At 71.4% G+C, this 25,755-nt stretch carries 23 protein-coding genes and 1 tRNA gene; 15 read left to right on the forward strand and 9 right to left on the reverse strand.

The window, feature by feature from the left end; genetic code table 11:
• Window positions 1-51 precede the first annotated feature (51 nt).
• The 6 genes from ACFYYF_RS14795 to ACFYYF_RS14820 all read left to right on the forward strand — a co-directional run bounded on the left by ACFYYF_RS14795 (window position 52) and on the right by ACFYYF_RS14820 (window position 6,194).
• A complete protein-coding gene (locus ACFYYF_RS14795; RefSeq protein ID WP_388775410.1) occupies window positions 52-960 on the forward strand; it encodes a TauD/TfdA dioxygenase family protein in 909 nt (302 codons plus the stop codon).
• Between the two features lie 102 nt (window positions 961-1,062).
• A complete protein-coding gene (locus ACFYYF_RS14800; protein WP_388775412.1) occupies window positions 1,063-2,349 on the forward strand; it encodes an MFS transporter in 1,287 nt (428 codons plus the stop codon).
• Window positions 2,346-2,990, forward strand: a complete 645-nt coding sequence (locus tag ACFYYF_RS14805; protein WP_388775414.1) for an RBBP9/YdeN family alpha/beta hydrolase — start codon at window positions 2,346-2,348, stop codon at window positions 2,988-2,990. The genes ACFYYF_RS14800 and ACFYYF_RS14805 overlap by 4 nt, the downstream gene beginning before the upstream one ends.
• 30 nt (window positions 2,991-3,020) lie before the next feature.
• The gene (locus ACFYYF_RS14810; protein WP_388775417.1) at window positions 3,021-5,021 is read left to right on the forward strand and encodes an acetoacetate--CoA ligase; all 2,001 of its coding nucleotides are present in this window, start codon (window positions 3,021-3,023) and stop codon (window positions 5,019-5,021) included.
• 172 nt (window positions 5,022-5,193) lie between these two features.
• Window positions 5,194-5,568 (forward strand): hypothetical protein, encoded by a 375-nt coding sequence (locus tag ACFYYF_RS14815; protein WP_361680360.1) that lies wholly within the window; start codon window positions 5,194-5,196, stop codon window positions 5,566-5,568.
• 251 nt (window positions 5,569-5,819) lie between these two features.
• Window positions 5,820-6,194: an ArsR/SmtB family transcription factor gene (locus tag ACFYYF_RS14820; protein WP_386987263.1), complete on the forward strand. Its 375-nt coding sequence runs from the start codon at window positions 5,820-5,822 to the stop codon at window positions 6,192-6,194.
• A 39-nt stretch (window positions 6,195-6,233) separates the two neighbouring features.
• Here ACFYYF_RS14820 and ACFYYF_RS14825 read toward each other — a convergent pair whose 3' ends face one another.
• Window positions 6,234-6,935, reverse strand: coding sequence for a helix-turn-helix domain-containing protein (locus tag ACFYYF_RS14825; RefSeq protein WP_388775419.1), 702 nt, complete (start codon window positions 6,933-6,935; stop codon window positions 6,234-6,236).
• 17 nt (window positions 6,936-6,952) lie between these two features.
• On the reverse strand, window positions 6,953-7,207 hold the full coding sequence (locus ACFYYF_RS14830; RefSeq protein ID WP_388775421.1) for a helix-turn-helix domain-containing protein: 255 nt from the start codon (window positions 7,205-7,207) through the stop codon (window positions 6,953-6,955).
• A gap of 211 nt (window positions 7,208-7,418) precedes the next feature.
• On the opposite strand from ACFYYF_RS14830, the gene ligA reads away from it, so the two are divergent.
• Complete coding sequence (gene ligA, locus ACFYYF_RS14835) at window positions 7,419-9,503, forward strand: NAD-dependent DNA ligase LigA (protein WP_388775424.1); 2,085 nt, start codon at window positions 7,419-7,421, stop codon at window positions 9,501-9,503.
• On the opposite strand, the gene ACFYYF_RS14840 is transcribed toward ligA, so the two are convergent.
• The gene (locus tag ACFYYF_RS14840) at window positions 9,491-10,063 is read right to left on the reverse strand and encodes a GNAT family N-acetyltransferase (protein ID WP_388775427.1); all 573 of its coding nucleotides are present in this window, start codon (window positions 10,061-10,063) and stop codon (window positions 9,491-9,493) included. The two genes, ligA and ACFYYF_RS14840, sit on opposite strands and share 13 nt — an antisense overlap.
• A 59-nt stretch (window positions 10,064-10,122) precedes the next feature.
• Complete coding sequence (locus tag ACFYYF_RS14845) at window positions 10,123-10,533, reverse strand: Fur family transcriptional regulator (protein ID WP_361680372.1); 411 nt, start codon at window positions 10,531-10,533, stop codon at window positions 10,123-10,125.
• A gap of 590 nt (window positions 10,534-11,123) precedes the next feature.
• Here ACFYYF_RS14845 and katG point away from each other — a divergent pair.
• The 5 genes from katG to ACFYYF_RS14870 all read left to right on the forward strand — a co-directional run bounded on the left by katG (window position 11,124) and on the right by ACFYYF_RS14870 (window position 18,839).
• A complete protein-coding gene (gene katG, locus ACFYYF_RS14850; protein ID WP_388775430.1) occupies window positions 11,124-13,346 on the forward strand; it encodes a catalase/peroxidase HPI in 2,223 nt (740 codons plus the stop codon).
• Window positions 13,347-13,508: 162 nt separating this feature from the next.
• Window positions 13,509-14,909 (forward strand): dihydrolipoyl dehydrogenase, encoded by a 1,401-nt coding sequence (lpdA, locus tag ACFYYF_RS14855; protein WP_388775432.1) that lies wholly within the window; start codon window positions 13,509-13,511, stop codon window positions 14,907-14,909.
• Window positions 14,910-15,134: 225 nt separating this feature from the next.
• A complete protein-coding gene (locus ACFYYF_RS14860) occupies window positions 15,135-15,968 on the forward strand; it encodes an ABC transporter ATP-binding protein (protein ID WP_388775435.1) in 834 nt (277 codons plus the stop codon).
• 259 nt (window positions 15,969-16,227) lie between these two features.
• Window positions 16,228-16,950, forward strand: coding sequence for an FAD binding domain-containing protein (locus ACFYYF_RS14865; RefSeq protein ID WP_388775437.1), 723 nt, complete (start codon window positions 16,228-16,230; stop codon window positions 16,948-16,950).
• Between the two features lie 326 nt (window positions 16,951-17,276).
• Window positions 17,277-18,839, forward strand: coding sequence for an MFS transporter (locus tag ACFYYF_RS14870; RefSeq protein WP_388775440.1), 1,563 nt, complete (start codon window positions 17,277-17,279; stop codon window positions 18,837-18,839).
• Between the two features lie 168 nt (window positions 18,840-19,007).
• Here the strand turns inward: ACFYYF_RS14870 and ACFYYF_RS14875 are convergent, their stop codons facing one another.
• Window positions 19,008-19,655 carry a TetR family transcriptional regulator gene (locus ACFYYF_RS14875; RefSeq protein WP_361680556.1) on the reverse strand — a complete coding sequence of 216 codons (648 nt, stop codon included), beginning with the start codon at window positions 19,653-19,655 and terminating at the stop codon, window positions 19,008-19,010.
• A 198-nt stretch (window positions 19,656-19,853) separates the two neighbouring features.
• Here ACFYYF_RS14875 and ACFYYF_RS14880 point away from each other — a divergent pair, with 198 nt between their 5' ends.
• From ACFYYF_RS14880 to ACFYYF_RS14890, 3 genes are all read left to right on the forward strand, one after another.
• On the forward strand, window positions 19,854-20,309 hold the full coding sequence (locus ACFYYF_RS14880; RefSeq protein WP_365492791.1) for a hypothetical protein: 456 nt from the start codon (window positions 19,854-19,856) through the stop codon (window positions 20,307-20,309).
• A gap of 170 nt (window positions 20,310-20,479) precedes the next feature.
• Window positions 20,480-21,658 carry a PP2C family protein-serine/threonine phosphatase gene (locus ACFYYF_RS14885; protein ID WP_388775443.1) on the forward strand — a complete coding sequence of 393 codons (1,179 nt, stop codon included), beginning with the start codon at window positions 20,480-20,482 and terminating at the stop codon, window positions 21,656-21,658.
• A 125-nt stretch (window positions 21,659-21,783) separates the two neighbouring features.
• Entirely contained in the window at window positions 21,784-23,436 is a 1,653-nt protein-coding gene (locus ACFYYF_RS14890; protein WP_388775446.1) for an FAD-dependent monooxygenase, read from the forward strand.
• Window positions 23,437-23,470: 34 nt separating this feature from the next.
• Here the strand turns inward: ACFYYF_RS14890 and ACFYYF_RS14895 are convergent, their stop codons facing one another.
• The 4 genes from ACFYYF_RS14895 to ACFYYF_RS14910 form a co-directional block, all read right to left on the reverse strand.
• Complete coding sequence (locus tag ACFYYF_RS14895; protein ID WP_388775448.1) at window positions 23,471-23,923, reverse strand: flavodoxin family protein; 453 nt, start codon at window positions 23,921-23,923, stop codon at window positions 23,471-23,473.
• Between the two features lie 285 nt (window positions 23,924-24,208).
• Window positions 24,209-24,805 carry a uridine kinase gene (locus ACFYYF_RS14900; RefSeq protein ID WP_388775450.1) on the reverse strand — a complete coding sequence of 199 codons (597 nt, stop codon included), beginning with the start codon at window positions 24,803-24,805 and terminating at the stop codon, window positions 24,209-24,211.
• A 143-nt stretch (window positions 24,806-24,948) separates the two neighbouring features.
• A tRNA-Met gene (locus tag ACFYYF_RS14905) sits at window positions 24,949-25,022 on the reverse strand.
• Between the two features lie 82 nt (window positions 25,023-25,104).
• Window positions 25,105-25,536: a hypothetical protein gene (locus ACFYYF_RS14910; RefSeq protein ID WP_361680405.1), complete on the reverse strand. Its 432-nt coding sequence runs from the start codon at window positions 25,534-25,536 to the stop codon at window positions 25,105-25,107.
• Window positions 25,537-25,755: the final 219 nt, after the last annotated feature.

Consider the following 25,755-nt stretch of genomic DNA (forward strand, 5'->3'; position numbering starts at 1 on the left):
TTTCCCAGCACTTCCCCGCGGTCAACTCCACTGCCTCCAGGAGGAAGCACCATGGAACACACGCTCGCTCCGCCCGAGGGCGCACCGGTCCGTGCCCACCACCGCGGCACGATCCGGGTCGAACCGCTGACCTGCGCGATCGGCGCGGAACTGTCCGGCGTGAACCTCGGCGACGCCGCCCGCGACGACGACCTCTTCGCCGAGATCAAGTCCCTGCTGCTCCAGTACAAGGTGCTGTTCCTGCGCGATCAGGACTTCACCCGTGCCGAACACGTCGCCTTCGCCGAACGGTTCGGCGCGCTGGAGGACCACCCGGTGGCCGGCAGCGACCCCGACCACCCCGGTCTGGTGCGGATCTACAAGGACCTGGACAGTCCGGCCGAGCACTACGAGAACGCCCTCCACACGGACGGCACGTGGCGCGAGAGGCCGGCGATGGGCGCCGTACTGCGCTGTATCGAGGGCCCGCCCGTCGGCGGGGACACGATCTGGGTCGACATGGCCGAGGCGTACCGCCGGCTGCCCGAGGACATCCGCACCAAGATCCGTGGGCTGCGCGCCCGGCACAGCATCGAGGCCACGTTCGGCGCCGTCATGCCGGAGGAGAGGCGGCACGCCCTCAAGGCTCAGTTCCCGGACGCGGAGCACCCGGTCGTCCGCGTCCACCCGGAGACCGGCGAGGAGATCCTCTTCGTCAACGCGTTCACCACGCACTTCGTCAACTACCACACCCCCGAGAACGTGCGGTTCGGGCAGGACTTCGCGCCCGGCGCGAACCTCCTCCTCAACTACCTCGTCGCCCAGGCCGCTATCCCGGAGTACCAGGTCCGCTGGCGCTGGACCCCGAACAGCGTCGCCATCTGGGACAACCGCTCCACCCAGCACTACGCCGTACAGGACTACTGGCCCGCCGTCCGCCGCATGGAGCGCGCGGGAATCGTCGGCGACAGACCCTTCTGAACCCCCCTTCTGCCAACAGCGCGTGAGGTGATGACAATGGAGTTGCACACCACTGCTGGACCCGTCCCCGGGACGGACTCGACCGCCTCGTCGGGATGGCCCGTGTCCCGACGTTATGCCTGGGTGGTCTTCGCCCTCAGTTTCGGCCTGCTGCTGTCCGACTACATGTCCCGGCAGGTCCTCAACGCCGTGTTCCCGGACCTCAAGGCCGAGTGGCTGCTCTCGGACGCCAGGCTCGGCACCCTCAGCAGCGTCGTCGCCCTCATGGTCGGCCTGCTCACCTTCCCCATGTCCCTGATCGCGGACCGCTGGGGCCGGGTGAGGAGCCTGCTCCTCGCCGCGGTGATGTGGAGCGTGGCCACCCTCGGCTGCGCGCTCTCCGCGAACTACGACCAGATGTTCGTCGGCCGCCTCTTCGTCGGCGTCGGCGAGGCGGCGTACGGAAGTGTCGGCATCGCCGTCGTCCTGAGCATCTTCCCGATCGGGCTGCGCGCCACCCTCTCCGGAGCCTTCATCGCGGGCGGTGCCTTCGGTTCGGTCCTCGGTGTGTCGATCGGCGGCGCCGTCGCCGAACACCTGGGCTGGCGCTGGGCGTTCGGCGTCATGGGCGTCTTCGGCCTGGTGCTGGCCGCGGTCTACGGCGTCGTCGTCACCGAGAGGAGGCTCAGGCCCGAGGCCGGTTCCGTCGACGCCGAACCCGAGCCCGGACTCCGGGGTCGCGTACGTGAGCTGCTGCCCCGGCTGTTCTCCTCCGTGTCGGTGATCAGCGCCTACGTGGGCAGCGGCCTGCAACTGTTCGTCGCCGCGTCCCTGATGGCCTGGCTGCCCAGCTACTTCAACCGCTACTACGACATGCCCACCGCGAAGGCGGGCGCGACGGCCGGTGTCTTCATCCTCGTCATCGGCGTCGGCATGATCGGCGGCGGCATCGTCTCGGACCGCATCAGCCGGGCGTTCCCCCTCCGCAAGTGGGCGGTCGCCATCGGGTGCAGCCTAGGCTCGCTCGCTCTGCTCATGACCGCGTTCCGGCTGCCGACGGGGCCTCTCCAGCTGGCGGTACTGGCGGCCGGCGCCCTGCTGTCGGCCGGCACGGCCGGCCCCGCGACCGCCATGGTGGCCAACCTGACCCCCGCGGCGATCTCCGCGACGGCCTTCGCCACCCTGACCTTCGCCAACAGCCTCCTCGGACTGGCTCCCGGCCCCGCCGTCACGGGCGCGCTCGCCGACCACATGGGACTGCTCGGAGCCCTGCGGATCGTCCCGCTCACAGCGCTCGCCGCCACCGCCGCATTCCTGATCGGCCGTCACTTCTACGAGCGTGATCTGCGAGGTCTGACGAGCGGCCCGGCCCCGGCGGCGGAGCCGGAGGACGCGGTGGTGACCGCGTGAGCGCCGCGACCGGCCCGGTGACCGGGAGCACCGACCCGACGGCCGTGACCGCCGATCCGGTGACCGCGCCCGCCGACCCGGTGATCGTGATCGTCCCGGGGCTGCGCGACCATGTCGCGGACCACTGGCAGACCCTGCTGGCGGACCGGTTGGCCGAGGCGGGGCGCACCGTACGCACCGTCCCGCCGCCGCTCACCGAGGACGGCCTGAGCCGCGAGGCCCGGGTCGCGGCGCTCGACGCGGTGATCTCGGAGACCGAGGGTCCCGTCGTCCTGGTCGCGCACAGCGCCGGCGTGATCACCACGGTTCACTGGGCCCAGGGGGAGACGGACCGGGTGCGCGGAGCGCTGCTCGCGACGCCGCCGGACTTCGACACCCCGCTGCCCGAGGGCTATCCGGCGCCGGAGGTCCTGCGCGAGAACGGCTGGACGCCGGTGCCCCGGAGCCCGCTGCCCTTTCCCAGCATCGTCGCGGCCAGCGCGAACGACCCTCTCGGCGCGTCCGAGCGGGTCGCCGCGCTGGCCCGCGACTGGGGCGGCGCCCTGGTGGAACTCGGCGAGGTCGGCCATCTCAACCCCGCGTCCGGCCACGGCCCGTGGCCGCGCGCGGAAGAACTGCTCCGCGACGTGGAAGCCGGCTGAACGGCCGCGTCCAGCCCAGGAAGGCACCCGATGAACACCGACACCGATCTGCTGTGGTCCCCCGGTCCCCGCGAGCTGGAGAACTCCGAAGTCGCGCGATTCATGGCCTGGGTGAGCGAGGCTCGGGGGCTCCGCTTCGCCGACTACGCCGAGCTGTGGCGGTGGAGCTCCACCGACCTCGCGGGATTCTGGTCGGCGCTCTGGGAGTTCTACGGGCTGGACGCGGTCTCCGGCTATGAGGAGGTCCTGGCCGACGCCTTGATGCCGGGGGCCGACTGGTTCCCCGGCGCCCGGCTGAACTTCGCCGAACGCTGCTTCGCCCGGGCCACGGACGCCCGCCCCGCGCTCGTGAGCCTGACCGAGGGCGGCTCGCCCGAGGAGACCTCCTGGCACGAACTTCGCCTGCAGGTCGCCGACGTGGCGGCGGCGCTGCGCGGCATGGGCGTCGAGCCCGGCGACTGCGTGGCCGGCTACCTCCCCAACCTCCGCCAGACCGTGGTGGCGCTGCTCGCCACGGCCGCCGTCGGCGCCGTGTGGACGGTCTGCTCCCCCGACTTCGGCACACCCGCCGTACTCGCCCGGCTCCGCCAGGCACGGCCGACCGTCCTGGTCGCGGCGGACGGATACCGCTACGGCGGCAGGACCTACGACAGGCGCCCCGAGGTCGCCGAACTCGTGGACGGGCTGCCCACCCTCCGCCACGTCCTCGCCGTCGACGGTCTCTTCCCCGCCCCGGCCGGTCCGTGGTCAGCGCGACCCGGCGTCCGCCGGCACAACTGGTCCGAACTGCCCTCCGCGGACGGCGAGCCGGAGTTCGCCGAGGTGCCCTTCGACCACCCGCTGTGGATCCTCTGGTCGTCCGGGACCACCGGCATACCGAAGGGGATCGTCCAGGGACACGGCGGCATCGTGGTCGAACTGCTCAAGGCACTGGGCCTGGGCATCGACCTGCGCGCCGACGACCGCTACCTCTTCATCACCTCCACGAGCTGGATGGTGTGGAACTTCCTGGTCGGCGGGCTGCTGCACGGCAGCACCGTCATCCTGTACGACGGCAGCCCGACGTATCCCGGCATCGACGGCGTCTGGGAGATCGCCGAACGGACCGGCGCGACGGTGCTCGGCCTCGGTGCCGCGTATCTCACCGCGGCGGAGAAGGCGGACACCCGTCCCGCCGAAACGTTCGGGCTCGGCCGGCTGCGGACCGTCCTGCAGACGGGGTCGACCCTGCCGCCCGGCACATGGCGGTGGGTCCACGACCGGCTGACGCCGGGTGTGCGGCTCCAGTCCATCTGCGGCGGCACGGACGTCTGCTCGGTCCTCGCCGGAAGCACCGCGCTGCTGCCCGTCCGCGCCGGCCGCATCCAGGCGCCCGCCCTCGGTGTCGCCCTGGCCTCCTGGGACGCCGAGGGACGCCCGCTGACCGGCGAACAGGGCGAACTGGTGGTGACCGCGCCCATGCCGTCCATGCCGCTGCGCTTCGTCGGCGACCCCGACGGCTCCCGCTACCGGGCCGGCTATTTCGACACCTACCCCGGAATCTGGCGGCACGGCGACTGGGTCACCATCGGCACCGACCTGTCGGTCGTCGTCGCCGGCCGCTCCGACTCCACCCTGAACCGCTCCGGCGTACGCATGGGTTCCGCCGACATCTACGCAGTCGTCGACCAGCTACCCGAGATCGCCGACAGCCTCGTCATCGGTGTCGAAGAGCCCGACGGCTCCTATTTCATGCCGCTGTTCGTCGTGCCCGCCGGGGGCTCCGCGCTCGACGACGCTCTGCGCGGGCGGGTCGCCGGGGCCATCAGGAACCGGCTGTCCCCGCGCCATGTGCCCGACGTGATCGTGCAGGTCACCGCCGTCCCGCGCACCCTCACCGGCAAGAAGCTCGAAGTCCCGGTCAAGCGCGTACTCCAGGGCGCCCGCCCCGGTGAGGTCAGCAGCGAGGGGTCCATCACCCACCCGGAGATGCTGGCGTGGTTCTCGGAGTTCGCCGCCGCCCGCGCGACGCCCACGGGGCGCCAACCGTGATCAACGAGCGGCCAATGACGATCAATTAACTGTCCCTCGGTGCGCCTTTCGGCACTCCTTCCGCCAGTCCCGAAAACAACCCGGCCGTCCCCCGCGGACGGTCCGTAGGGTCCGGGGCACCGGCCGGTCGGGAACTCCTCCGTCCGCGCGGTGACCCGAAGGAGACATCGGTATGGCAAATGTGGAGATCTCCCTCAAGGAGACGATGACGTCGATCGAGGGCGCTCTGGGCGTCGCCCTCGTCGACTACACGAGCGGCATGGCGCTGGGCACACTGGGGGGCGGCAAGGACCTCGACCTGAACGTCGCCGCGGCCGGCAACACCGACGTGGTCCGGGCGAAGGTGCGCACCATGGAGCACCTCGGGCTCAAGAGCAAGATCGAGGACGTACTCATCACGCTCGAGAGCCAGTACCACGTGATCCGACCGCTCACCGGCCGCAACGGCAACGGACTGTTCCTGTACCTCGTGCTCAACAAGGGGACGTCCAACCTGGCCATGGCCCGCCACCAGCTCGCACGCATCGAAGCCGAACTAGAGGTGTAGACACCCACGTTCTCCGCGCCTTCGCATGCCCACGACTTGAAGACTTCTTCATGTAGGTACATCCAGATGGAGTCAATCACGTGGGTGTGCGGAGGTGGAGCCGCCAGGATCGGTCCTCAGGCACCGTTCGCGGCGGGCACGCGGACAGCCACCGCACCAGCCGGAGAAACAGCCCGTCCCGAGGCGGCAGGGAGCGAACGATTTTGAACAGGCAGGTTCCCCTCTACCAGGCCAAGGCCGAGTTCTTCCGCATGCTCGGACACCCTGTGCGCATCCGCGTCCTGGAGCTGCTGCAGAGCGGCCCGGTCTCGGTGCGCGACCTGCTCAGCGAGATCGAGGTCGAACCGTCCAACCTCTCGCAGCAACTGGCGGTGCTGCGCCGCTCGGGCATCGTGGTGTCCATCCGCGAGGGCTCGACCGTCAGTTACGCGCTCGCGGGCGGCGACGTCGCCGAACTGCTGCGCGCCGCCCGCCGCATCCTCACCGAACTGCTCGCCGGGCAGACCGAGTTGCTGGCCGAGCTCCGCCAGGCCGACGTCGGCACGGGCCTGCCTCCCGGCCCCCGCGAACCGGACCTCGTCGTCACCCGGTCCGCGCGACCCTCACCCGCGGGCCACGGACACTGACGCCCTGAGGCGTGTCCGGACCGGCCGCGGGCCGGGTCGTCAGGCCCAGCCCCTGCGGGCGGCGTGCCAGCCCAGCTGGATACGGCTCTCGGCACCGGCCCGCGCCATGAGTTCACCGATGCGCCGCTGCACGGTGCGCCGGGAGACGCCGAGGCGCGCTCCGACGGCCTGATCGGTGAGCCCGGCGAGGACGAGGGCGAGCATCCGGGCGTCGAACTCGTTTATCTCGTCCGGTCGTTGCTCCACGAGACCGTCGCCCGCCATGTGCGGCGACAGCGGATACGCCTGCTCCCAGGCCAGTTCGAAGTAGGCGACGAGGGCGTCCAGCAGTCCCCCGGCGTGCACCAGCACCGAGGCCGCGGCGGTGTTGCGGCCGCTGTACAGGGGGAGCATCGCCAGATCGTGGTCCGCGATCATCATCTTCACGGGAATGGCGTCGGCGACCCTCACCTGCTGTCCGGCCGCCAGGACGGACAGGGCCTGGGCGACCAGGCCGGGCTCGGTCAGCGCGTCCCGGTGCAGGATCGTCCGGTAGAGCACGCCACGGCGGATCCCGGCGCCCTCCGCGGTGTTGTCGTCGCGCGTCACGACGCTCTGCTCGGGCACCATCATCGACCGCACCTCGTGCCGGGCGGACTCCTGGAGCCGGCGGAACCGGTGGCGGACCGCGTCGATGTCTCCGATCACCTCCACCGCGCTGCCCTCGGCGCCCGTGCGGTGCTGCTCGGCCAGGGTGAGCACCGCGTGCTCCGCCGCGCTCAACTCGTCACGGCGACGCCGCAGTTCCCCGCCGAGCGCGACGGCGGGGGCGCCGCCACGAACACGTCGGCCGCGCCCTCGGCAGCCTGCCGGACGACGAGACCGCGCCCGGCCAGCGCGGTGAGGATGTCACGTGTCTCGGACTCGGGGCGGCCGCTGCGGGCCGCCAGGTCCTGGAGCGCCGCCCGTCCACGCGCCACCAGGAGACGGTAGACCTCCTCCTCGGCCGGACCGACACCGAGCGCGGCGAGCATGGGCCACTCCTTGAAGTCGGCCGGCGGGCCGGAACGGGGACCTGCCGGTCGGGCCCGGAAGTCGCCCGGTCCCACGGTTGCCCCAAGGTCTACTTCACCCCCCGGCCCCCTGTCACCTCCGGGCGGAGCAGTTGCCCGCATCGCCCCGAGTGCCTGCCGCGGGAAAGCCTCCGTGAGGGCATTGTCAGTGGTGGCAGGCAGGATGGCGGGTATGACAACACCTGTTGCAGTGATCGTGGATGCCGTCGCCTACGCGCAGGCGGTCGAGGACGCACTGAAGGCGTCGGCCGCCTACTACGAGGGCGGCACGTCCGAGCTGGACGACGACGCGTACGACCGGCTGGTGCGCGGCATCGCCGCCTGGGAGGCCGCCCATCCCGATCAGGTGCTGCCCGACTCGCCGTCCGGGAAGGTCGCGGGCGGCGCCGTCGAGGGGGACGTCCCGCACACGGTGCCGATGCTCAGCCTGGACAACGTCTTCTCCTCCGAGGAGTTCATCGCCTGGACGGCGTCGCTGGCGCGGCGGACAGGTCACGATGTGGAGCGGTACAGCGTCGAGCCGAAGCTCGACGGCCTGGCCATCGCGGCGCGGTACGAGAAGGGCCGGCTCACCCGGCTCATCACCCGCGGGGACGGCACGGCCGGTGAGGACGTGTCGCACGCGATCGGGACGATCGAGGGCCTGCCCGGCGAGCTCTCCGAGCCGGTCACGCTGGAGGTGCGCGGCGAAGTCCTCATGACGACGGCGCAGTTCGAGCACGCCAACGAGGTGCGCACCGCGCACGGTGGGCAGCCGTTCGCGAACCCGCGCAACGCCGCGGCGGGCACGCTGCGCGCCAAGGAGCGCGCCTACACCGTCCCGATGACCTTCTTCGGCTACGGCCTGCTGCCGGTGCCCGGCACCGAGGCCGGCGAGGCGGCGCGGCTCGGCGAGATCGCGCACAGCGAGCTCATGGCGCGGGCCGCCGAGCTGGGCGTGAACACCACCGCGAGCACGGCCGTCCCCGGCGTCACGGCCGCGAGCGCCGAGCAGGTGCTGGCACGCGTCCAGGAGATCGGGGCGCTGCGCGCCGAGCTGCCGTTCGGGATCGACGGGATCGTCGTCAAGGCCGATCTGGCGGCCGACCAGCGGGCCGCGGGGTCCGGTTCACGCGCGCCGCGCTGGGCCATCGCGTACAAGCTCCCGGCCGTGGAGAAGATCACCCGGCTGCTGGCGGTCGAGTGGAACGTGGGCCGCACCGGCATCATCGCCCCGCGCGCGGTGCTGGAGCCGGTCGAGATCGACGGCTCGACCATCACGTACGCCACCCTGCACAACCCTGCGGACATCACGCGTCGCGATCTGCGGCTGGGCGACCATGTGATGGTCCACCGCGCCGGGGACGTGATCCCCCGCATCGAGGCTCCCGTCGCCCATCTGCGCACAGGCGAGGAACAGCCCATCCTCTTCCCGGAGACGTGTCCGAACTGCGGGTCCGCCATCGACACCAGCGAGCAGCGGTGGCGCTGTGAGCAGGGCCGCAACTGCCGTCTGGTCGCCGCGCTCTCGTACGCGGCGGGCCGCGACCAGCTCGACATCGAGGGGCTCGGTCACACGCGGGTGGTCCAGCTCGTCGAGAGCGGTCTGGTCGCCGATCTCGCCGGTCTGTTCGACCTGACCCGCGAGCAGCTCCTCGGCCTGGACCGCATGGGTGAGACCAGCACCGACAACCTGCTCGCGGCGATCGAGACGGCCAAGGGCAGACCGCTGTCGCGGGTGCTGTGCGCGCTCGGTGTCCGCGGCACCGGCCGTTCCATGTCCCGGCGCATCGCGCGGTACTTCGCGACCATGGAGCACATACGCGCGGCGGACGCGGAGACGATGCAGCGAGTGGAGGGCATCGGCACGGAGAAGGCCCCCTCCATCGTCGCGGAGCTGGCCGAACTGGCCCCGCTCATCGACAGGCTCGCCGCCGCCGGGGTCAACATGACCGAGCCCGGCGCCACCCCGCCCGCCGCGCCCGGCGAGGACGGTTCGGACACGGAGGAGGGCGGGACGGACGGCGGACCGCTGGCCGGGATGACGGTGGTGGTCACGGGCGCGATGACCGGTGCCCTGGAGCAGCTCAGCCGCAACCAGATGAACGAGCTCATCGAGCGTGCCGGGGGCCGTTCCTCCTCCAGCGTGTCGAAGAAGACGACCCTGGTCGTCGCCGGTGAGGGTGCCGGCTCCAAGCGCGCCAAGGCCGAGAGCCTCGGGGTCAGGCTCGCGGCGCCGGAGGAGTTCGCCGAGCTCGTCGCCGACTACCTCGCCTGATCGCTCCGCTCACGCGGTACGCCGACCCGCCGGGCCAGTACCTGGCCCGGCCAGGTTCCGGACAGGAACCGTTCGGTGGGGGTGAATCCCTGGTGCTCGTAGAACGCGACGAGCCGGCCCCCGCCGCCCGCCCAGCAGTCGACCCGCAGCAGCCCGACGCCGGACCTGCGGGTCTCCTCGACGGCGTGGGCGAGGAGCGCGGCCCCGATGCCCCGGCCGGCGTGCCGTCGGTCGGACACGAGCAGCCGGACGTACCGCTCGGGTTCTCCGGCGGGGTCGATCGGCATCTGCGGGCTGGGCCCCGTGTCGAGGACCAGGGTGCCCACGGGGGTTCCCCCGGCTTCCGCGACGAAGGGCGTGTTCTCGGTCAGGTACCGCCGGACGCGCTCGGCTCCGCCCGCCGTCTCCGAGTACGGGGTCGTGCCCCACTGCTCGGTGTTGCCCCGGGCGTTCATCCAGACCACCGCTCCGTCGAGCATGTCCAGAACGGCCGGTGCGTCGGCCGGTCCGCCGGGTCTGATCCGTATCGCCGGTGAGAGGTCCCGCTCGGTCTCGATCATGGCCGAAGCCTAGGGCGTGTCCGCGGGGTCGCTCCGGGCCGGCCGCTCCCGGCATGGCCCTAGGCGCACGAAGGGCACAGTCCCCGGTAGGTGACCTCGACGGCGGCCACGGTGAAACCGAAGCGTTCCGTCGGCGGCAGGTCGGCCAGCGGGTTGCCGGTGGGGTGGACGTCCCGGACGGTGCCGCAGGCGGAGCAGACCAGATGCTGGTGCGGGCGGTGGGCGTTGGGGTCGTAGCGCTTGGCCCGGCCGTCGGTGGTGACCTCGATCACCTCGCCGAGCGAGACCAGCTCGCCCAGGGCGTTGTAGACGGTCGCCCGGGAGATCTCGGGCAGCCGTTCGACCGCGCGGGCGTGCACCTCGTCGGCCGTGAGATGCACATGGTCGCCGTCGAGGACCTCCGCAACGACGCGCCGCTGGGAAGTCATCCGCCAGCCACGCCCTCGCAGTCGCTCCAGCAGGTCACTCATATCGGTTCACCTTTTCAGGATCGGTGGGAACCCGCAGTTTATCGGTGTGCATCCTGGGTCCGATCGAATATGGGTCTGGTGTTCTTCTTGACTTGGACTCTGTCCATCGTAGGATCGGTTTTGGCACTGGCCAAGGGACAAGAACACTTCGGGACGAGCAGGAGAGACACAGATGTCGGGACCACCGCCGTGGAACCTCGCGGCGCCGGACCGCGCGTGACGGCCGCCGTGACACGCAGTCCGGGACACTCCCGGAGCCCGGGAGCGCCCCGTCGGCGACGCGATCGCCGCCATGGCGGGCGACCCGGCGCCGCACCTCCCCGCGCGTCGCACACAGCCCTCCGTCCGTTCACCGTGGCGGGATGCGTACCCCGTATCGGACCGGTCCAGCCGGTCCGGCGCGAGCCGTGTACGGCGTCCCCGCCTCCGGTCGTGCGGCAGACCGCCCCCTTTGCCCGCTATCGTCCGAAAACAACGGCCTCCCCGTCGGCTCCGCCGATGGTTGGGGCCGGCCGCCGGGGCCCCGCCCCAGCTGTTCCCCCCACCCGTAGTCGCTGAGCAACGAGATCGGCCCATCCGGAAGGATTCCCATGTCTGAGAACCACGACGCGATCGTCACCGACGCGAAAACGGAGGGGGCGGGCGGCTGCCCGGTCGCGCACGGCCGTGCCGCGCACCCGACCCAGGGCGGCGGAAACCGCCAGTGGTGGCCGGAGCGTCTCAACCTGAAGATCCTTGCCAAGAACCCCGCCGTCGCCAACCCGCTGGGCGAGGACTTCGACTACGCCGCGGCCTTCGAGACCCTCGACCTCGCCGCGGTGAAGCAGGACATCGCCGAGGTGCTGACGACCTCGCAGGACTGGTGGCCCGCCGACTTCGGCAACTACGGCCCCTTCATGATCCGTATGGCGTGGCACAGCGCGGGCACCTACCGCATCAGCGACGGCCGTGGCGGCGCCGGTGCCGGGCAGCAGCGCTTCGCGCCCCTCAACAGCTGGCCGGACAACGTCAACCTGGACAAGGCCCGCCGTCTGCTGTGGCCCGTCAAGAAGAAGTACGGCCAGAGCCTGTCCTGGGCCGACCTCATGATCCTCACCGGCAACGTCGCCCTGGAGCAGATGGGCTTCGACACCTTCGGCTTCGCCGGTGGCCGTGCGGACGTGTGGGAGTCCGAGGAGGACGTGTACTGGGGCCCGGAGACCACCTGGCTCGACGACGAGCGCTACACGGGCGACCGCGAGCTGGAGAACCCGCTCGGCGCCGTCCAGATGGGTCTCATCTACGTCAACCCCGAGGGCCCGAACGGCAACCCGGACCCGATCGCCGCGGCCCGCGACATCCGTGAGACCTTCCGCCGGATGGCGATGAACGACGAGGAGACGGTCGCCCTGATCGCGGGCGGTCACACCTTCGGCAAGACCCACGGCGCCGGCCCGGCGGACAGCGTCGGCGACGACCCCGAGGCCGCCTCGATCGAGGAGCAGGGTCTGGGCTGGAAGAGCAGCTACGGCACCGGCAAGGGCGCCGACGCCATCACCTCGGGCCTCGAGGTCACCTGGACCACCACGCCCACCCAGTGGAGCAACGGCTTCTTCGACAACCTCTTCGGCTACGAGTGGGAGCTGACCCAGAGCCCCGCGGGCGCCCACCAGTGGAAGCCGAAGGACGGCGCGGGCGAGGGCACCGTACCGGCCGCCCACGACGCCTCGAAGAAGATCGCTCCTTCGATGCTCACGACGGACCTGTCGCTGCGCTTCGACCCGATCTACGGGCCGATCTCCCGCCGCTTCCACGAGAACCCCGCCGAGTTCGCGGACGCCTTCGCCCGCGCCTGGTACAAGCTGACCCACCGTGACATGGGCCCGAAGTCCCTCTACCTCGGCCCGGAGGTCCCGGAGGAGACGCTGCTGTGGCAGGACCCGCTGCCGGAGGCGGAGGGCGAGGTCATCGGCGCCGAGGACATCAGCGCTCTCAAGGCGAAGATCCTCGCCTCCGACCTGACGGTCGCCCAGCTCGTCTTCACCGCCTGGGCGTCGGCCTCGACGTTCCGCGGCAGCGACAAGCGCGGCGGTGCCAACGGCGGCCGCATCCGTCTGGAGCCGCAGCGCGGCTGGGAGGCCAACGACCCCGACACGCTGGCGACGGTGCTGCGCACGCTGGAGGGCGTCCAGCGTGACTTCAACTCCGGCGCCAAGCACGTCTCGCTGGCCGACCTGATCGTCCTCGGCGGCGTCGCCGCGGTCGAGAAGGCGGCCAAGGACGCGGGTCACGACATCCAGGTGCCCTTCGCCCCGGGCCGTGTCGACGCGACGGACGCGCACACCGACGCGGAGTCCTTCGCCGCGCTGGAGCCGACCTCGGACGGCTTCCGCAACTACCTCGGCAAGGGCAACCGGCTTTCGGCCGAGTACCTGCTGCTCGACCGCGCCAACCTGCTGACCCTGAGCGCTCCGGAGCTCACCGTCCTCGTCGGCGGTCTGCGTGTCCTGGGCGCCAACCACGGCCAGTCCTCGCACGGTGTCCTCACCGCGACCCCCGGACAGCTCACCAACGACTTCTTCGTCAACCTGCTCGACCTGGGCACGACGTGGAAGGCGACCTCCGAGGACGCGACCACCTTCGAGGCCCGCGACGACGCCACGGGCGAGGTCAAGTGGACCGGCACGCGTGCCGACCTCGTCTTCGGCTCGAACTCCGAACTGCGCGCGCTCGCCGAGGTCTACGCGAGCGACGACGCCAAGGCGAAGTTCGTGAAGGACTTCGTCGCCGCCTGGGACAAGGTCATGAACCTGGACCGGTTCGACCTCGTCTGAGATCCGACGGCTGACGTCACCTGACGTCACCTGACATCGTCCGGCGTACGGGCCGGCTCCCCCGCGGGGCCGGCCCGTAGGCGTGCCACGGCGAGCGGCCGTCGCCCTCCACGGCCGCGCCCGTCCCGTCGCCGAGGGCGGTGGCGTTCTAGGCTGAACGCCATGAGCGCACACTTTGACGTGGTGGTCCTGGGCGCCGGCCCGGGCGGATATGTCGCGGCGATCCGGGCGGCCCAGCTCGGACTCAGCACGGCGATCATCGAGGAGAAGTACTGGGGCGGTGTGTGCCTCAACGTGGGGTGCATCCCGTCGAAGGCACTGTTGCGCAACGCGGAACTCGCGCACATCTTCACCCAGGAGGCCAAGACCTTCGGCATCCAGGTGAACGGCGAGGTGAGCTTCGACTACGGCGTGGCCTTCACGCGCAGTCGCAAGGTGGCGGACGGACGCGTCAAGGGCGTCCACTACCTGATGAAGAAGAACAAGATCACGCAGTACACCGGCCGTGGCACCTTCCGCGACGACCGCACGATCGACGTCGCCCTGACCGACGGCGGCTCGGAGACCGTCACCTTCGGCAACTGCATCATCGCGGCCGGCGCCACCACCAAGCTGCTCCCCGGCACCTCGCTGAGCGAGCGTGTGGTGACGTACGAGGAGCAGATCCTGTCGGACACCCTCCCGGACAGCATCATCATCGCGGGCGCCGGCGCCATCGGCGTGGAGTTCGCGTACGTGCTCCACAACTACGGCGTCCAGGTCACCCTCGTCGAATTCCTGGACCGGATCGTCCCGTTGGAGGACGAGGAGGTCTCCGCCGAACTGTCCCGCCGGTACAAGCGGCTCGGCATCAACGTGCTGACGTCGACCCGCGTCGAGGCGATCGACGACTCCGGGGGCTCGGTCAAGGTCATGGTGACCACGGGCGGCCAGCGGCAGACGCTCGAGGCCGGCAAGGTGCTCCAGGCGATCGGGTTCCAGCCGCGCGTGCAGGGCTACGGCCTGGAGAACACCGGCGTGAAGCTCACCGACCGCGGTGCGATCGACATCGACGGGCACTGCCGTACGAGCGTGCCGCACATCTACGCCATCGGGGACGTGACGGCGAAGCTGATGCTCGCGCACGCGGCCGAGTCGATGGGCATCGTGGCGGCCGAGACGATCGGCGACGCGGAGACGATGGAACTCGACTACGTCATGATCCCGCGGGCGACCTACTGCCAGCCGCAGATCGCCAGTTTCGGCTGGACCGAGGCGCAGGCCCGGGAGCGGGGCTTCGACGTCAAGGTGGCGAAGTTCCCGTTCACCGCGAACGCGAAGGCCCACGGCCTCGGCGAGGCGGCGGGATTCGTCAAGATCCTCAGCGACGCACGCTACGGCGAACTCCTCGGCGCCCACCTCATCGGCCCCGAAGTCACCGAACTGCTCCCCGAGTTGACGCTCGCCCAGCAGTGGGACCTGACGGTCCACGAGGTCGCGCGCAACGTACACGGCCACCCCACGCTCGGCGAGGCGGTCAAGGAGGCAGTGCACGGACTGGCCGGCCACATGATCAACATGTGATACCGCACGAGCTCAGGACGGCTTTCCACTCACCCGGGTCGTCCGCGGCCGTCGGTCGCGCTCTTCCTCTGCCGGAGGAGGGCGGCCGACGGCCCGTGACCTCGCCGGCCCCTCTTCGGCGGTGGACGGGCCGGGGCGCCGGTCCACCCAGCGGACGCGCGAGCAACAAGATGTGCGGCACATCTACAGTGCGAGGCGCGCCGACCGATCGAGGGGAGCCCGGGTATGACCGAGGTGAGGTCCGAGCCGGACGTCAGGGACACGCGGGCGGTGGTCGCGCTGCGCGATGTGAGCGTCCACCGTCACACGAACCGCCAGGTGATCCTCTCGGAGATCGACTGGACGGTACGGGCCGGTGAGCACTGGGCGCTGCTCGGCGCCAACGGCGCGGGCAAGACGACCCTGCTGCGGCTGCTGGGCGCGCTGATGCATCCCACGACCGGGAGCGTCGAGGTGCTCGGCTGCCGGCTCGGCCGGGTCGACGTGCGCGAGCTGCGCGCCCGCATCGGCCATGTGAGCACGGCCCAGCGCGTACCGCAGGACCTCGACGCCCACGGCGTCGTCCTGACGGGACACACCGGCACGGTCCAGCCGCTGTGGCGCAAGTACGACGCCGAGGTGCGCCGACGCGCCCACGAACTGCTCGCCGAACTGGACATCAAGGAGCTGGCCGACCGGCCGTACGGGGTCTGCTCGGGCGGGCAGCGGGCCCGCGTCCTGATCGCCAGGGCGCTGATGGCCGAGCCGGCCCTGCTGCTGCTCGACGAGCCGTTCAACGCCCTGGACCTGCCCTCCCGCGAGGACCTCGTCGAGGCCATGCAGCGGCTGGCCGAGAGCCGGCCTGAACTGGCGACCGTGACGGTCACCCACCACCTGGAGGAGCTGTCCCCGGCCGTCGGCCACACGCTGCTCCTGCGCGAGGGGCGCGTCCTGGCGCAGGGGCCCGTCGAGGACACGCTGACCGATTCCTGGATGACCGGCTGCTTCGGCCGGCGGATCACCGTGGCCCGCCACGGTGGGCGATGGGCGGCCTATTCCGGCTCCCACCAGGGTAGTTGACAGCGGTACGAAGCAACTCGCGGCGTGGGAAAGGAACATGACGGGCGCCATGAGCGCCCCATGAACGCGGACGGCCTGTGCGGGCCGCACCCCGGCGACGAACTCGCCGCGGGGCCAACCGCACGGCGGGGCGCACCAGTTGCTGGAGTGTGCCCTGTACGCGCCCCCGTCCGCACGGCGAAAATGCGCCTGTCGACGGTGATTTCGCCAAGACACCTAGTACCCGCCGCCAAGTCACCAGGAAAGCAGGTCGGCTGTCGTGCTGTTGCGTCTGCCCACGTCCGTGTCCGAAGCACAGGAGTACCTGACCCAAGGGGCGGTGCCCATCGGCGGTGCCACACTGGTGTGGGCCACCTGGCAACGGGACGGGTTCCCCGAGCACGCCATGTCGCTGCGGGACCTCCCGGAGGCCAACACGATCGAGCCCGAGACCCTGGGTGCGGCCGTGGTGCTGAACCGCATAGACGACCGGGTGCCCGAGGTGCTGCGCCGGGCGGCCTCCACCGTGGGGACCGGCGCCGTACGGCGGACGGCCACGGTGGGCGGCAACATCGTGGGCAGCACGCTGCGTTGTCTGCTGCCCGCGGCCCTGGTCCTGGACGCCCGGGCGGTGATCCTGGAACCGGAGGGTGTCACCGAGACCGATCTGGCCGAGGTCGTCGCCAAGCGCCAACTGCTTCTGAGCCTGCGCTGGAACACGCCGATCACCAGCAACTACGTGAAGGCCTCGGCCGAACCGGGCGGCCCGTCACCGCTCGTCGTCGCCGCGGCCCTGCACGCCGTGGCCGGAGGCGGGACCCTCCTTCGCGTCGCGGTCCGTTCCGAGGACGAGGTGTTCAGCGAGACCGCCGCGTACCACGGCGACGCCGGGGAAACCCTGAGCACACTGTGGGACGGTTCCCTGGGCCGGCTTCCGGCCCCGGCACGGGAACTCGTCGGCCGCCAGGCGACCGAGCTGCTGGCGCGCCCCGGCTGCCGCTAGGAGCCCCGCCCGGGCCCGTCCGACGGTCACCCGGCGCCCCTGAAGCAGGGGGCGGGAAATTCAACAGGTGCCGCGTGACAGCACCGATCCGGGGGCGGGCGCGTCGACGTGCCCGTCCCCGGCGGTCCGCCGGTCCGGGCTCCCCGGCCCACCGACCGGCGTCTTCGCCCGGCTCGGCGCCGGGGGCCGCCTTCGCACGCGTTCCCCGCGCACCGGCCGCCGGACCGCACCCCTAATTCATCAACGTGGAAATCGCGCGGCGGACTCCCGACTCTGGGTCCAGGCACCGGAAACGTCCCGGGGCCCTCGGACGAAGGACGGAGCCCATGCCCTCCACCCGCACCCCTGCCGCCGGTCCCGCGCCGGCCGTACGGCACAACCTGGTCCTGGTGGTCACCTGCGTCGCCCTCGGCACGGTGGTCGCCGCGATGGCCTCGCTCAACGTGGCGCTGCCCGATCTCGCCCGTGAGACCCACGCCACGCAGACGCAGTTGTCCTGGATCATCGACGCCTACAGCCTGGTCTTCGCGTCGCTGCTGCTGCCGGCCGGTGCGCTGGGCGACCGTTTCGGCCGCAGGCGCGCACTGCTCGCGGGGCTGACGATCTTCGGCGCCGGGTCCGCCGCCGCCGCGCTGACGACCGACCCGTCGGCGCTCATCGCGCTGCGGGGCGTCCTCGGTGTGGGTGCGGCGCTGGTCATGCCGGCCACGCTGTCGACCATCACCACCACGTTCCCCCGCGCCCAGCGGGCACGGGCGGTGAGCGTCTGGGCGGCGGTCGCCGGAGCCAGCGCGCTGGTGGGACTGTTCGCCTCGGGCGCCCTGCTGGAGGGCTGGTCATGGCGCTCGGTGTTCCTGCTGAACGTCACCCTGGCCCTGGTGGCCCTGCTCGGAACGCTGCTCTTCGTGCCCGAGTCCGCCGAACCGAAGCAGCCCCGGCTCGACGTCGGGGGTGCCCTGCTCGCCGTGGCCGGTCTGGTGACGCTGGTCTACTCGGTCATCGAGGCGCCGACCCGCGGGTGGGCCGACCCGGTCACGCTCGCCGGGATCGGGCTGGGTCTGGCCGTGCTGGCCGGGTTCGTCGTCTTCGAGCTGCGCCGCGAGAACCCGCTGCTCGACCCCCGGCTGTTCCGCAACCGCCACTTCGCCGCGGGCTCGCTGTCGATCATGCTTCAGTTCTTCGTCTTCTTCGGATTCATCTTCGTGATGATGCAGTATCTGCAACTGGTGCGCGGCGACAGCGCCTTGATGGCCGCGACCGCCATGCTGCCGATGGCCGCGACCATGGTTCCGGTCTCCCGCGCCACCCCGCTGCTGGTGGGCCGGTTCGGGTTCCGGGGACCCTGGGTGGCCGGTCTCGTCGGTGTCGCGACGGGCATGGGGATCCTCTCCCTCCTCGACGCCTCCAGCCCGTACTGGCTGATCGCCACGGGGCTCGTGCCGCTGGGCGCGGGGATGGGCCTGGCCATGACACCGGCCACGACCGCCATCACGGACGCCCTGCCGCGCTCGCTGCAGAACGTGGGTTCGGCCATGAACGACCTGGCACGGGAGCTCGGCGGCGCCCTGGGCATCGCCGTCCTCGGCAGCCTGCTCAGCGCCGCCTACCGCGACCACCTGAGCCTGCCCGGCCTGCCGCAGCAGGTGGCGGACGCGGCGCGGTCCTCGCTGGCCGCGGCCCACGCCATCGGCGGCCCGGTGTCCGACAGCGCGACCAGCGCCTTCGTCGACGGCATGCACCTCGCGCTCCTCGGTGCGGCGGCGGCCGCGATCGTCGCTGCCGTCGCCGTCGCGGCCCTGCTGCGCTCCGCCCCGCGGCCGGAGGCGTCCGCCGAGGACCACGAGGCGCCGGCCACCGCCGACGCGCAGGAGCAGCCCTCGTACAGCTGAGACATCCCCGACGACACACTCCCGACCTGCCGAAGACCGGTCTCCCGCCCCGTGCGAGGGACCGGTCTTCGGCAGGTCGGGGGCACCCGGTCCTTCCGCACCTCCGGCCGCCCGCAAGGACTGACGGGTCCGCGGATCGGTGGATCGGCGGATCGGTGGATCGGCGGATCAGGAACGCGCCGCCGGTCCTCCCGTGGGCCGCGCCTCCCGTACCGTGCGTCCGGGGCCGCGCAGGGCCTGCCGGAGTTGCGGACTCACGAGACGGACCAGATCGTCGGCCGTCATGGAGGTGATCGGCTCCAGCCGCAGCAGATAGCGGGTGGAGATCAGCCCGGCTATCACGGCGGTGAACGCCGCGGCACGCTGCCGGGCGTCACGTCCCGGCACGACGGCCGCGATCCGGTCGACGATCTCGCGTTCCAGCGCCTCCTTCACGAGTGCGCCGAGGGAGTCGTCGTCGATCGCGGTCTTCAGCATCGCGAGCAGGGGCGGACCCGTCACGGGATGGTCCCAGACGGCGACGACCTGACGGACGACCCGTTCGGGGAACGTGTTCAGGTCGCCTTCCTCCACGACCCGCGCGAGGAGTTCGGCCGGATTCGCGCCCAGCGCCAGCGCGGCACCGAAAAGCCCCTTCTTCGACCCGAAGTAGTAGCTGATCAGAGCGAGATCGACCTCGGCCTCGCCCGCGACGGACCGGAGGGTCACGGCGTGATAGCCGTCCTCCAGGAAGCGGCGCCGGGCGACGTCCAGGATCGCGGCCCGGGTGTCCGGGCTTCCCGGCCTGCGACCGCGCTGCGCGCCGGGTTTATTCATCACGGACGAATTCTACGGCGACGACGGGAACGGTCGCGGTGTGTTCCGATGCGTCGCCCTGTGTACCGATCTCGACCTCTTCTTACGAAATGGCATCGTTCATCCAGATGAGTGGTACATCACACATCGAGACCGTAGCGTCGGGGCAGAGCCGACACGCTGACGGCCACCCGACAGAGCGTCCCGCACGGAGCTGATATGCGCACAAACTCGATCCGGACCGCGTTCACCATCTGCGCGGCCGCGGCGCTCACAGCGGTGATGGGTACCGCTTCCGCCACCCCCGCCGCCTCTCACCACGCGAAGCAGCGGCAGGCGCCCCCCGTCCTCGTGGACTGCTTCTGGCATCCGGATGTGCGCCCCGCCGCCTTCATCCTGGCCTGCGGGGACGGCAACAGCCGTCTCGTCTCCCTCCACTGGTCGCAGTGGAATCAGAAGTCCGCGGTCGCCCGGGGTGTGAACCTGGTGAACGACTGCAAGCCGTACTGCGCGGCGGGCAAGTTCCACGCGTACCCCGTCGTGGTCCGGCTGGACCACGCGCAGCCGTGGAAGAAGAAGCCGCACCTGCGGCACTACACGCAGATGACGCTGACCTACACCCACGACCACCCGGACGGATACGCGCAGAAGGTCAGCTACCCGCTGTGGAACTGACGCCGTCACCCCGCGGATCCGGCGCCACGCCCTGACCGCCGTCGCCCGAGGCCGTTCGACGGGGTCACCCGAGAGGCGGCGCCCGCGCCGGACTCGCCGACGGTGGACACGGCAAGGAACCCCGGAGCCGTAGAAGCAGGTACAAAATGGGGCATGTGGGTATCCGGCGCATGTCAGTCGACCGTCTCGTGGCACAGCCGTCGGGCCGCGGTCTGGTGGCGATCCCGCTCGCGTTGATCGTCGTGATCACCGTGGTGGACATCCGCTCCCCCACCGACGTCCATCTGGGGCCCCTGCTGGTCATCGCACCGACCCTCACGGCCTCCCTCGCGGGCCCCGCGACGACCGCCCTGGTCGGCCTCCTCGCGGTCGCCGCCCAGGTGGTCATCGCCGTACTGCACGGCGGACTCGGCACCACCAATCACATCGCCCAGCTCATCGCCCTGGTGGTGCTCTCCGCCCTGGTCGTCTTCGTGTGTCATGTACGGGAGCGGCGAGCCCGGGAACTGGTGCGGGCGCGGTCCGTCGCCGAGACCGCGCAGCGGGTGCTGCTGCGGCCCCCGCCGCGCAAGATCGGTCCGCTGCGGGTGGCCTGGCTGTATCTGGCCGCCGAGGACGACACGCAGATCGGCGGCGACCTGTTCGCGGTCACCCGGGCCGCCGACGCCTCAACCCGCGTCATCATCGGGGACGTCCGGGGCAAGGGCCTGGCGGCCATCGGCGAGGCCTCGGTCGTGCTGGGCGCCTTCCGCGAGGGCGCCCACCGGTACGCCACCCTGCCCGAACTGACGGCGGCCCTCGAGGTGAGCGTGTGCCGGGACCTGGACGAGGTGGCCGACACCGAGCACGATCCGGGCGAACACTTCGTCACGGCGCTCGTCCTCGACATCCCCGACGACGGCGACCGGGCCGAGATGATCAACTGCGGTCATCCGCCGCCCCTGCTCCTTCGTGATCACCAGGTCAGCGTCCTGCACGCACGGCACCCGGTGCCTCCGCTGGGCATGTGCGAGCTGCCCGCCTCCAGCCACCACACCGACCCGTTCGCCTTCGAGGCCGGCGACTTCCTGCTGCTGTACACCGACGGCGTGATCGAGGCCCGCTCCCCGCAGGGCGTGTTCTATCCCCTGGCCGAGCGGGTCGGCGGGTTCACCGCGTCCAGCCCCGACGCCCTGCTGCGGCAGATCCACGACGACCTCGTCCGGCACATCGGCGACCAGCCGGGCGACGACGCCGCCTTCCTCGTCATCGAACGCACCCCGGCCCACCACCTGCGCCTCACCCACCGTCCCGTCGACGGCCATCACCGCCTTCCCACCGACGGATCGCCCCCTCCTGCACAGTTCTGAGACACCGGCGCCGGGGCGGCCCGCGACGCTCCTCGCGCGCGTGCCCGAGTAGCGGGGCCGGTCGCCCCGGGGCCACGATGGACGGAGATCGACTCGACGCGGGGGACACACGCAGGGAGGCTCCCGTGGCCCACTCCTTCGGAACCGACGTCGTGGTGGCGGGTGCGGGCCCGGTGGGTCTGACCGCGGCCGCGGAGCTGCGCAGGCGCGGGGTCCGCTGCCGTATCGTCGACCGGCTTCCCGAACGCCTCCCGTACGCGAAGGCCGTGGGCATCCAGCCGCGCACGCTGGAGATCTGGGACCACATGGGGCTGACCCGCACGGTCCTGGAGGCGGCGGTGCCGATGTACGGACAGCTCGCCTACGTCAACGGCGTCGAGCGGGCCCGGATCGACTTCGCCCTGCCGCCCGAGGTTCCCTACGGCTTCGCCGCCCTGCCGCAGTACGAGACCGAACGCATCCTCGAGGATCATCTCGCACGGTTCGGGACCGGGATCGAACGCGGTACGGAACTGGTCTCCTTCAGCCAGGACGCCGACGGCGTGACGGTCGTCCTGCGCTCGGCGTCCGGAGCCGAGGAAGAGGTGAGGGCGCGCTTTCTGGTGGGCTGCGACGGCGCGCACAGCGTCGTGCGCAAGAAGCTGGGGCTCACCTTCGAGGGAAGCGCGTTCCCCGAGGAGTACATGCTCGGAGACGTGGAGGTGGACTGGGACATGCCGCCGGGCTACGGCGTCCGCGCCATGCACCACGACGACGCCGGCGAGGTGGACGACATCCTGGTGTGCATCCCGCTGCCCGGCGACAGCCGGTACCGGACCTCGATGAAGGTCCCGCCCGAACTCTCCGCCGCGGCACGGGACGACGGACCGGACCGCCCGGCGGACGGCGTCTCGCACGGCCTCGACGGCAGGATCGCGCCCGCCCTCGCGGACATCCAGGCGGTGCTGGACCGGATGTCCCCCCGGCCCGCGACCGCCTCCCGCCTGCGCTGGTCCTCGGTCTTCCGCATCAGCCACCGGATCGTCGACCGCTACGGAGACGGCCGCGTCTTCGTCGCGGGCGACGCGGCCCACATCCACCCGCCGACCGGCGCCCAGGGCATGAACACCGGTATCCAGGACGCCTGGAACCTGGCCTGGAAGCTCGCCCTCGCCATCGAGGGCGGCGCGCAGCACGCGCTGACGGCCAGTTACGACGCCGAGCGGCGGCCCGTGGGCGAGGAGGTCGTCGCGCGCACGGTCCGCCACGCGGCCCACGGAGTCCAGGCCGACCCGGACGACCCGGGGACCGTGATGCTGCGCGAGGCACAGCTCCTCCTCGGCTACCGCGGCAGCCCGCTCGTGGGCCCGGCCTCCGAGGGCCCCGGCCCCCGGCCGGGCGACCGGGCGCCCGACTGCACCGGCCTCACGGCGCACATCGCCGCCTTCCCGCTGCGTCTGTACGACCTCCTGCGCGACCGCGGACACGTCCTGTTGGTGTACGGGGACGGCGAGGAGGGCCGGCAACTCGCCGAAGCGGCGGGCGAGTTCTCCGGAGGGCGGGTCGCCACGTGTGTGATCCGGCCCGCCGGGAGCCCCCCGGGGACCTCCGGCCCGCCGGCGTACGCCGACACGCTCGGCGAGTTCGCCCGCCTCTACGGGGTCTTCGACGGGGCGGCGACCGCCTTCCTCGTCCGCCCGGACGGATACCTCGGCGCCCGCCTCAGCCCGCCGACCGCGCCGGAACTGACGGCGCACCTCGCCCGCACGTTCACCCCGGCCGACTCCGGCCCCCGGTAAGGGTGTCGGGACCTGTCGGCCTCGACGCGCGGGCTCAGTCCATCAGTCGGGCCGCGAGGGTCGCGCCGAGCTCCCAGCACGCCTCGATGTCGGACTTGCCCGGCTCGCCGGTCACCTTCACCGCCTCGGCCGCGCGGCGCCAACCGAGGCCCGTCGTCACCGACTCGATGCCGCGCACCGCCCCCGTGACGTCGTTCCCGCCGTGCACGTAGTAGCCGAACGGGCGGGCGGACGTGGCGTCCAGACACGGGTAGTAGACCTGGTCGAAGAAATGCTTCAGCGCGCCCGACATGTACCCGAGGTTGGCCGGGGTGCCGAGCACGTAGCCGTCGGCGGCCAGCACGTCCGAGGCGGTCGCCTCCAGCGCCGCCCGCCGCACCACCCGGACGCCCTCGATTTCAGGCGCTGTCGCGCCGGAGAGCACGGCCTCGAACAGGGCCTGGCAGTTGGGCGAGGGCGTGTGATGCACGATCAGCAGAGTACGCACACCCCGCACCCTGCCGCGCCGCCCGCCGTCACCGCAAGCACCACCTGGCCACGGAAGGGCCGGTGCGGGACCCGCTGATCAGCTGATATGCTCGATCTTGAGCCCGCACCGGACACCCGGTGACGAGCCCGGCGTTGGTGGTCCAAGGAAAGACGCCCCGCTTCCTGCGGGGAAATGCAGGTGCAAGGCCTGCCCGGCGCTCCATGCACATTGCCTCCGGTCATACGACCGGAGGCGGTTTTCTTCGTTTTCCGGGGACCTGCGTTCAGTGGCCGGTGACCACGGTCAGTGTCCTTGCACCACGAGGTGCGCCCTGTCCCGGGGACGGGTCGTGGCCAGGTAGTGCTCCTCGGCCAGACGCCAGCGGGCCTCCCAGTCGACGGGGCCGTGGTCGTCACCGCGGGCCCGCAGCCGGCGCATGGATTCGTCGGGCGGGGTGTCGACGTAGACGACGATGTCGTAGTGGTCGACGAGTTCGGGCCGGGCGGTGTAGACCCCCTCGACGATGACGATGCCGTCGCAGATGACGGCGCGTCTCTCGTCCGTCGCGAGAGATCCGGTCGGCCAGTCGTAGCGCCGGTAGTGCGCGTCGTGGCCGGTGGCGAGCGGGGTGAGGACCTCGTCGCGCAGCCGCTGCCAGTCGAAGTAGCGCTCGTAGCCCTCGGCGGGAGTCAGGGCGGCACGTTCGTCCGCGTCCATCGGGCGGTAGAAGTCGTCTCCGTGCACGACCACGGCACCGCCGAGCCGGGCGGCCACGGCCGACGCGAGGGTCGACTTGCCCGACCCGCCCATGCCGTCCACCGCGATCAGCACCAATCCTTGGTTGCCACGGGCGCGAGCGGCGGCCACCACACGCTCCGCGACAGTATCGATCTTCGTCATGGGGTGATTGTGGCGGCACAGGGCACCGCGTCCGTGCCGAATGACCACACTCGTGTCGCCGGACGGCTCACCGGCCTGGGCGGGGACGTCGGCACACACGACGGAGGGGCCGGCATCGAGATGCCGGCCCCTCCGTCTTCGAGTAGCGGGGACAGGATTTGAACCTGCGACCTCTGGGTTATGAGCCCAGCGAGCTACCGAGCTGCTCCACCCCGCGTCGGTGAAGACAACTCTACGTCATGTTTTCCGGTCCCAGGACCAAGATCGCCCGCCGGCGGCCGGGGGCGCTCCGTACGGGGTCACACGTCGGTGGGCAGACCGCTCACCTCTGCGATACCCCGCAGCTCCTCGTCCTGGCGGTGCCGCTCCCCGATGAAGTCGGCGATCTCCCTGCACCGCTCGGGATCGTCCGCCGTACCCGAATCCGTGACGACCCGGACGACTCCGATCTCCTCGGTCTCCAGCTCGACGATCCGGTTGTCCAGACGTCCCGTGACGGCCACGGCGACCACGAGGGACGCCTCGTCACGGACCTCCTGCGGGACGCTCTCGGGTTCCTCGCCGTCGAGACACAGTTCGATCGCTCCCACCCTCTCCTCCCTGATCGCTTCGAGTACGGGCTCGACCATGCGCAGCAAGAGCGCGTAGTCCGCCGGATCCATACGCAGGCGGAGCATTTCTAGGTACAGGTCGAGGGGCCGGTCATCCGGTGCCTGCTCTGATGCGTCCATGGAGCTTCGCCTTCCCCAATGTGGACGACATGATCGCGTCTCACACCAGCATGCTGTGAATCGGCGCACACCGCCGGTCGAGAGGGCCGTCCGGAACACGGCCGAGGGGGGGGGGGGGGGGGGGCGCCCCCCGGCCGGCCCCCCGCCCCGAGCCCCGTTCCACCCCGCCCCCCGCTCGCGCCGCCGGGGCGGTGTGGGGGGGGGGAGGGGACGGGGAGG

The organism is Streptomyces sp. NPDC001914 (assembly GCF_042891215.1).
In the GTDB taxonomy this organism is placed as follows: Bacteria; Actinomycetota; Actinomycetes; order Streptomycetales; family Streptomycetaceae; genus Streptomyces.

Excerpts from the sequence above, each read along its gene's own strand:
- ACFYYF_RS14795 (WP_388775410.1), top strand. The coding sequence starts at position 52 with ATGGAACACACGCTCGCTCCGCCCGAGGGCGCACCGGTCCGTGCCCAC.
- ACFYYF_RS14810 (WP_388775417.1), top strand. The coding sequence starts at position 3,021 with ATGAACACCGACACCGATCTGCTGTGGTCCCCCGGTCCCCGCGAGCTG.
- ACFYYF_RS14815 (WP_361680360.1), top strand. The coding sequence starts at position 5,194 with ATGGCAAATGTGGAGATCTCCCTCAAGGAGACGATGACGTCGATCGAG.
- ACFYYF_RS14820 (WP_386987263.1), top strand. The coding sequence starts at position 5,820 with ATGCTCGGACACCCTGTGCGCATCCGCGTCCTGGAGCTGCTGCAGAGC.
- ACFYYF_RS14830 (WP_388775421.1), bottom strand. The coding sequence starts at position 7,207 with ATGCTCGCCGCGCTCGGTGTCGGTCCGGCCGAGGAGGAGGTCTACCGT.
- ligA (WP_388775424.1), top strand. The coding sequence starts at position 7,419 with ATGACAACACCTGTTGCAGTGATCGTGGATGCCGTCGCCTACGCGCAG.
- ACFYYF_RS14840 (WP_388775427.1), bottom strand. The coding sequence starts at position 10,063 with ATGATCGAGACCGAGCGGGACCTCTCACCGGCGATACGGATCAGACCC.
- ACFYYF_RS14845 (WP_361680372.1), bottom strand. The coding sequence starts at position 10,533 with ATGAGTGACCTGCTGGAGCGACTGCGAGGGCGTGGCTGGCGGATGACT.
- katG (WP_388775430.1), top strand. The coding sequence starts at position 11,124 with ATGTCTGAGAACCACGACGCGATCGTCACCGACGCGAAAACGGAGGGG.
- lpdA (WP_388775432.1), top strand. The coding sequence starts at position 13,509 with ATGAGCGCACACTTTGACGTGGTGGTCCTGGGCGCCGGCCCGGGCGGA.
- ACFYYF_RS14860 (WP_388775435.1), top strand. The coding sequence starts at position 15,135 with ATGACCGAGGTGAGGTCCGAGCCGGACGTCAGGGACACGCGGGCGGTG.
- ACFYYF_RS14870 (WP_388775440.1), top strand. The coding sequence starts at position 17,277 with ATGCCCTCCACCCGCACCCCTGCCGCCGGTCCCGCGCCGGCCGTACGG.
- ACFYYF_RS14875 (WP_361680556.1), bottom strand. The coding sequence starts at position 19,655 with ATGAATAAACCCGGCGCGCAGCGCGGTCGCAGGCCGGGAAGCCCGGAC.
- ACFYYF_RS14880 (WP_365492791.1), top strand. The coding sequence starts at position 19,854 with ATGCGCACAAACTCGATCCGGACCGCGTTCACCATCTGCGCGGCCGCG.
- ACFYYF_RS14885 (WP_388775443.1), top strand. The coding sequence starts at position 20,480 with ATGTCAGTCGACCGTCTCGTGGCACAGCCGTCGGGCCGCGGTCTGGTG.
- ACFYYF_RS14900 (WP_388775450.1), bottom strand. The coding sequence starts at position 24,805 with ATGACGAAGATCGATACTGTCGCGGAGCGTGTGGTGGCCGCCGCTCGC.
- ACFYYF_RS14910 (WP_361680405.1), bottom strand. The coding sequence starts at position 25,536 with ATGGACGCATCAGAGCAGGCACCGGATGACCGGCCCCTCGACCTGTAC.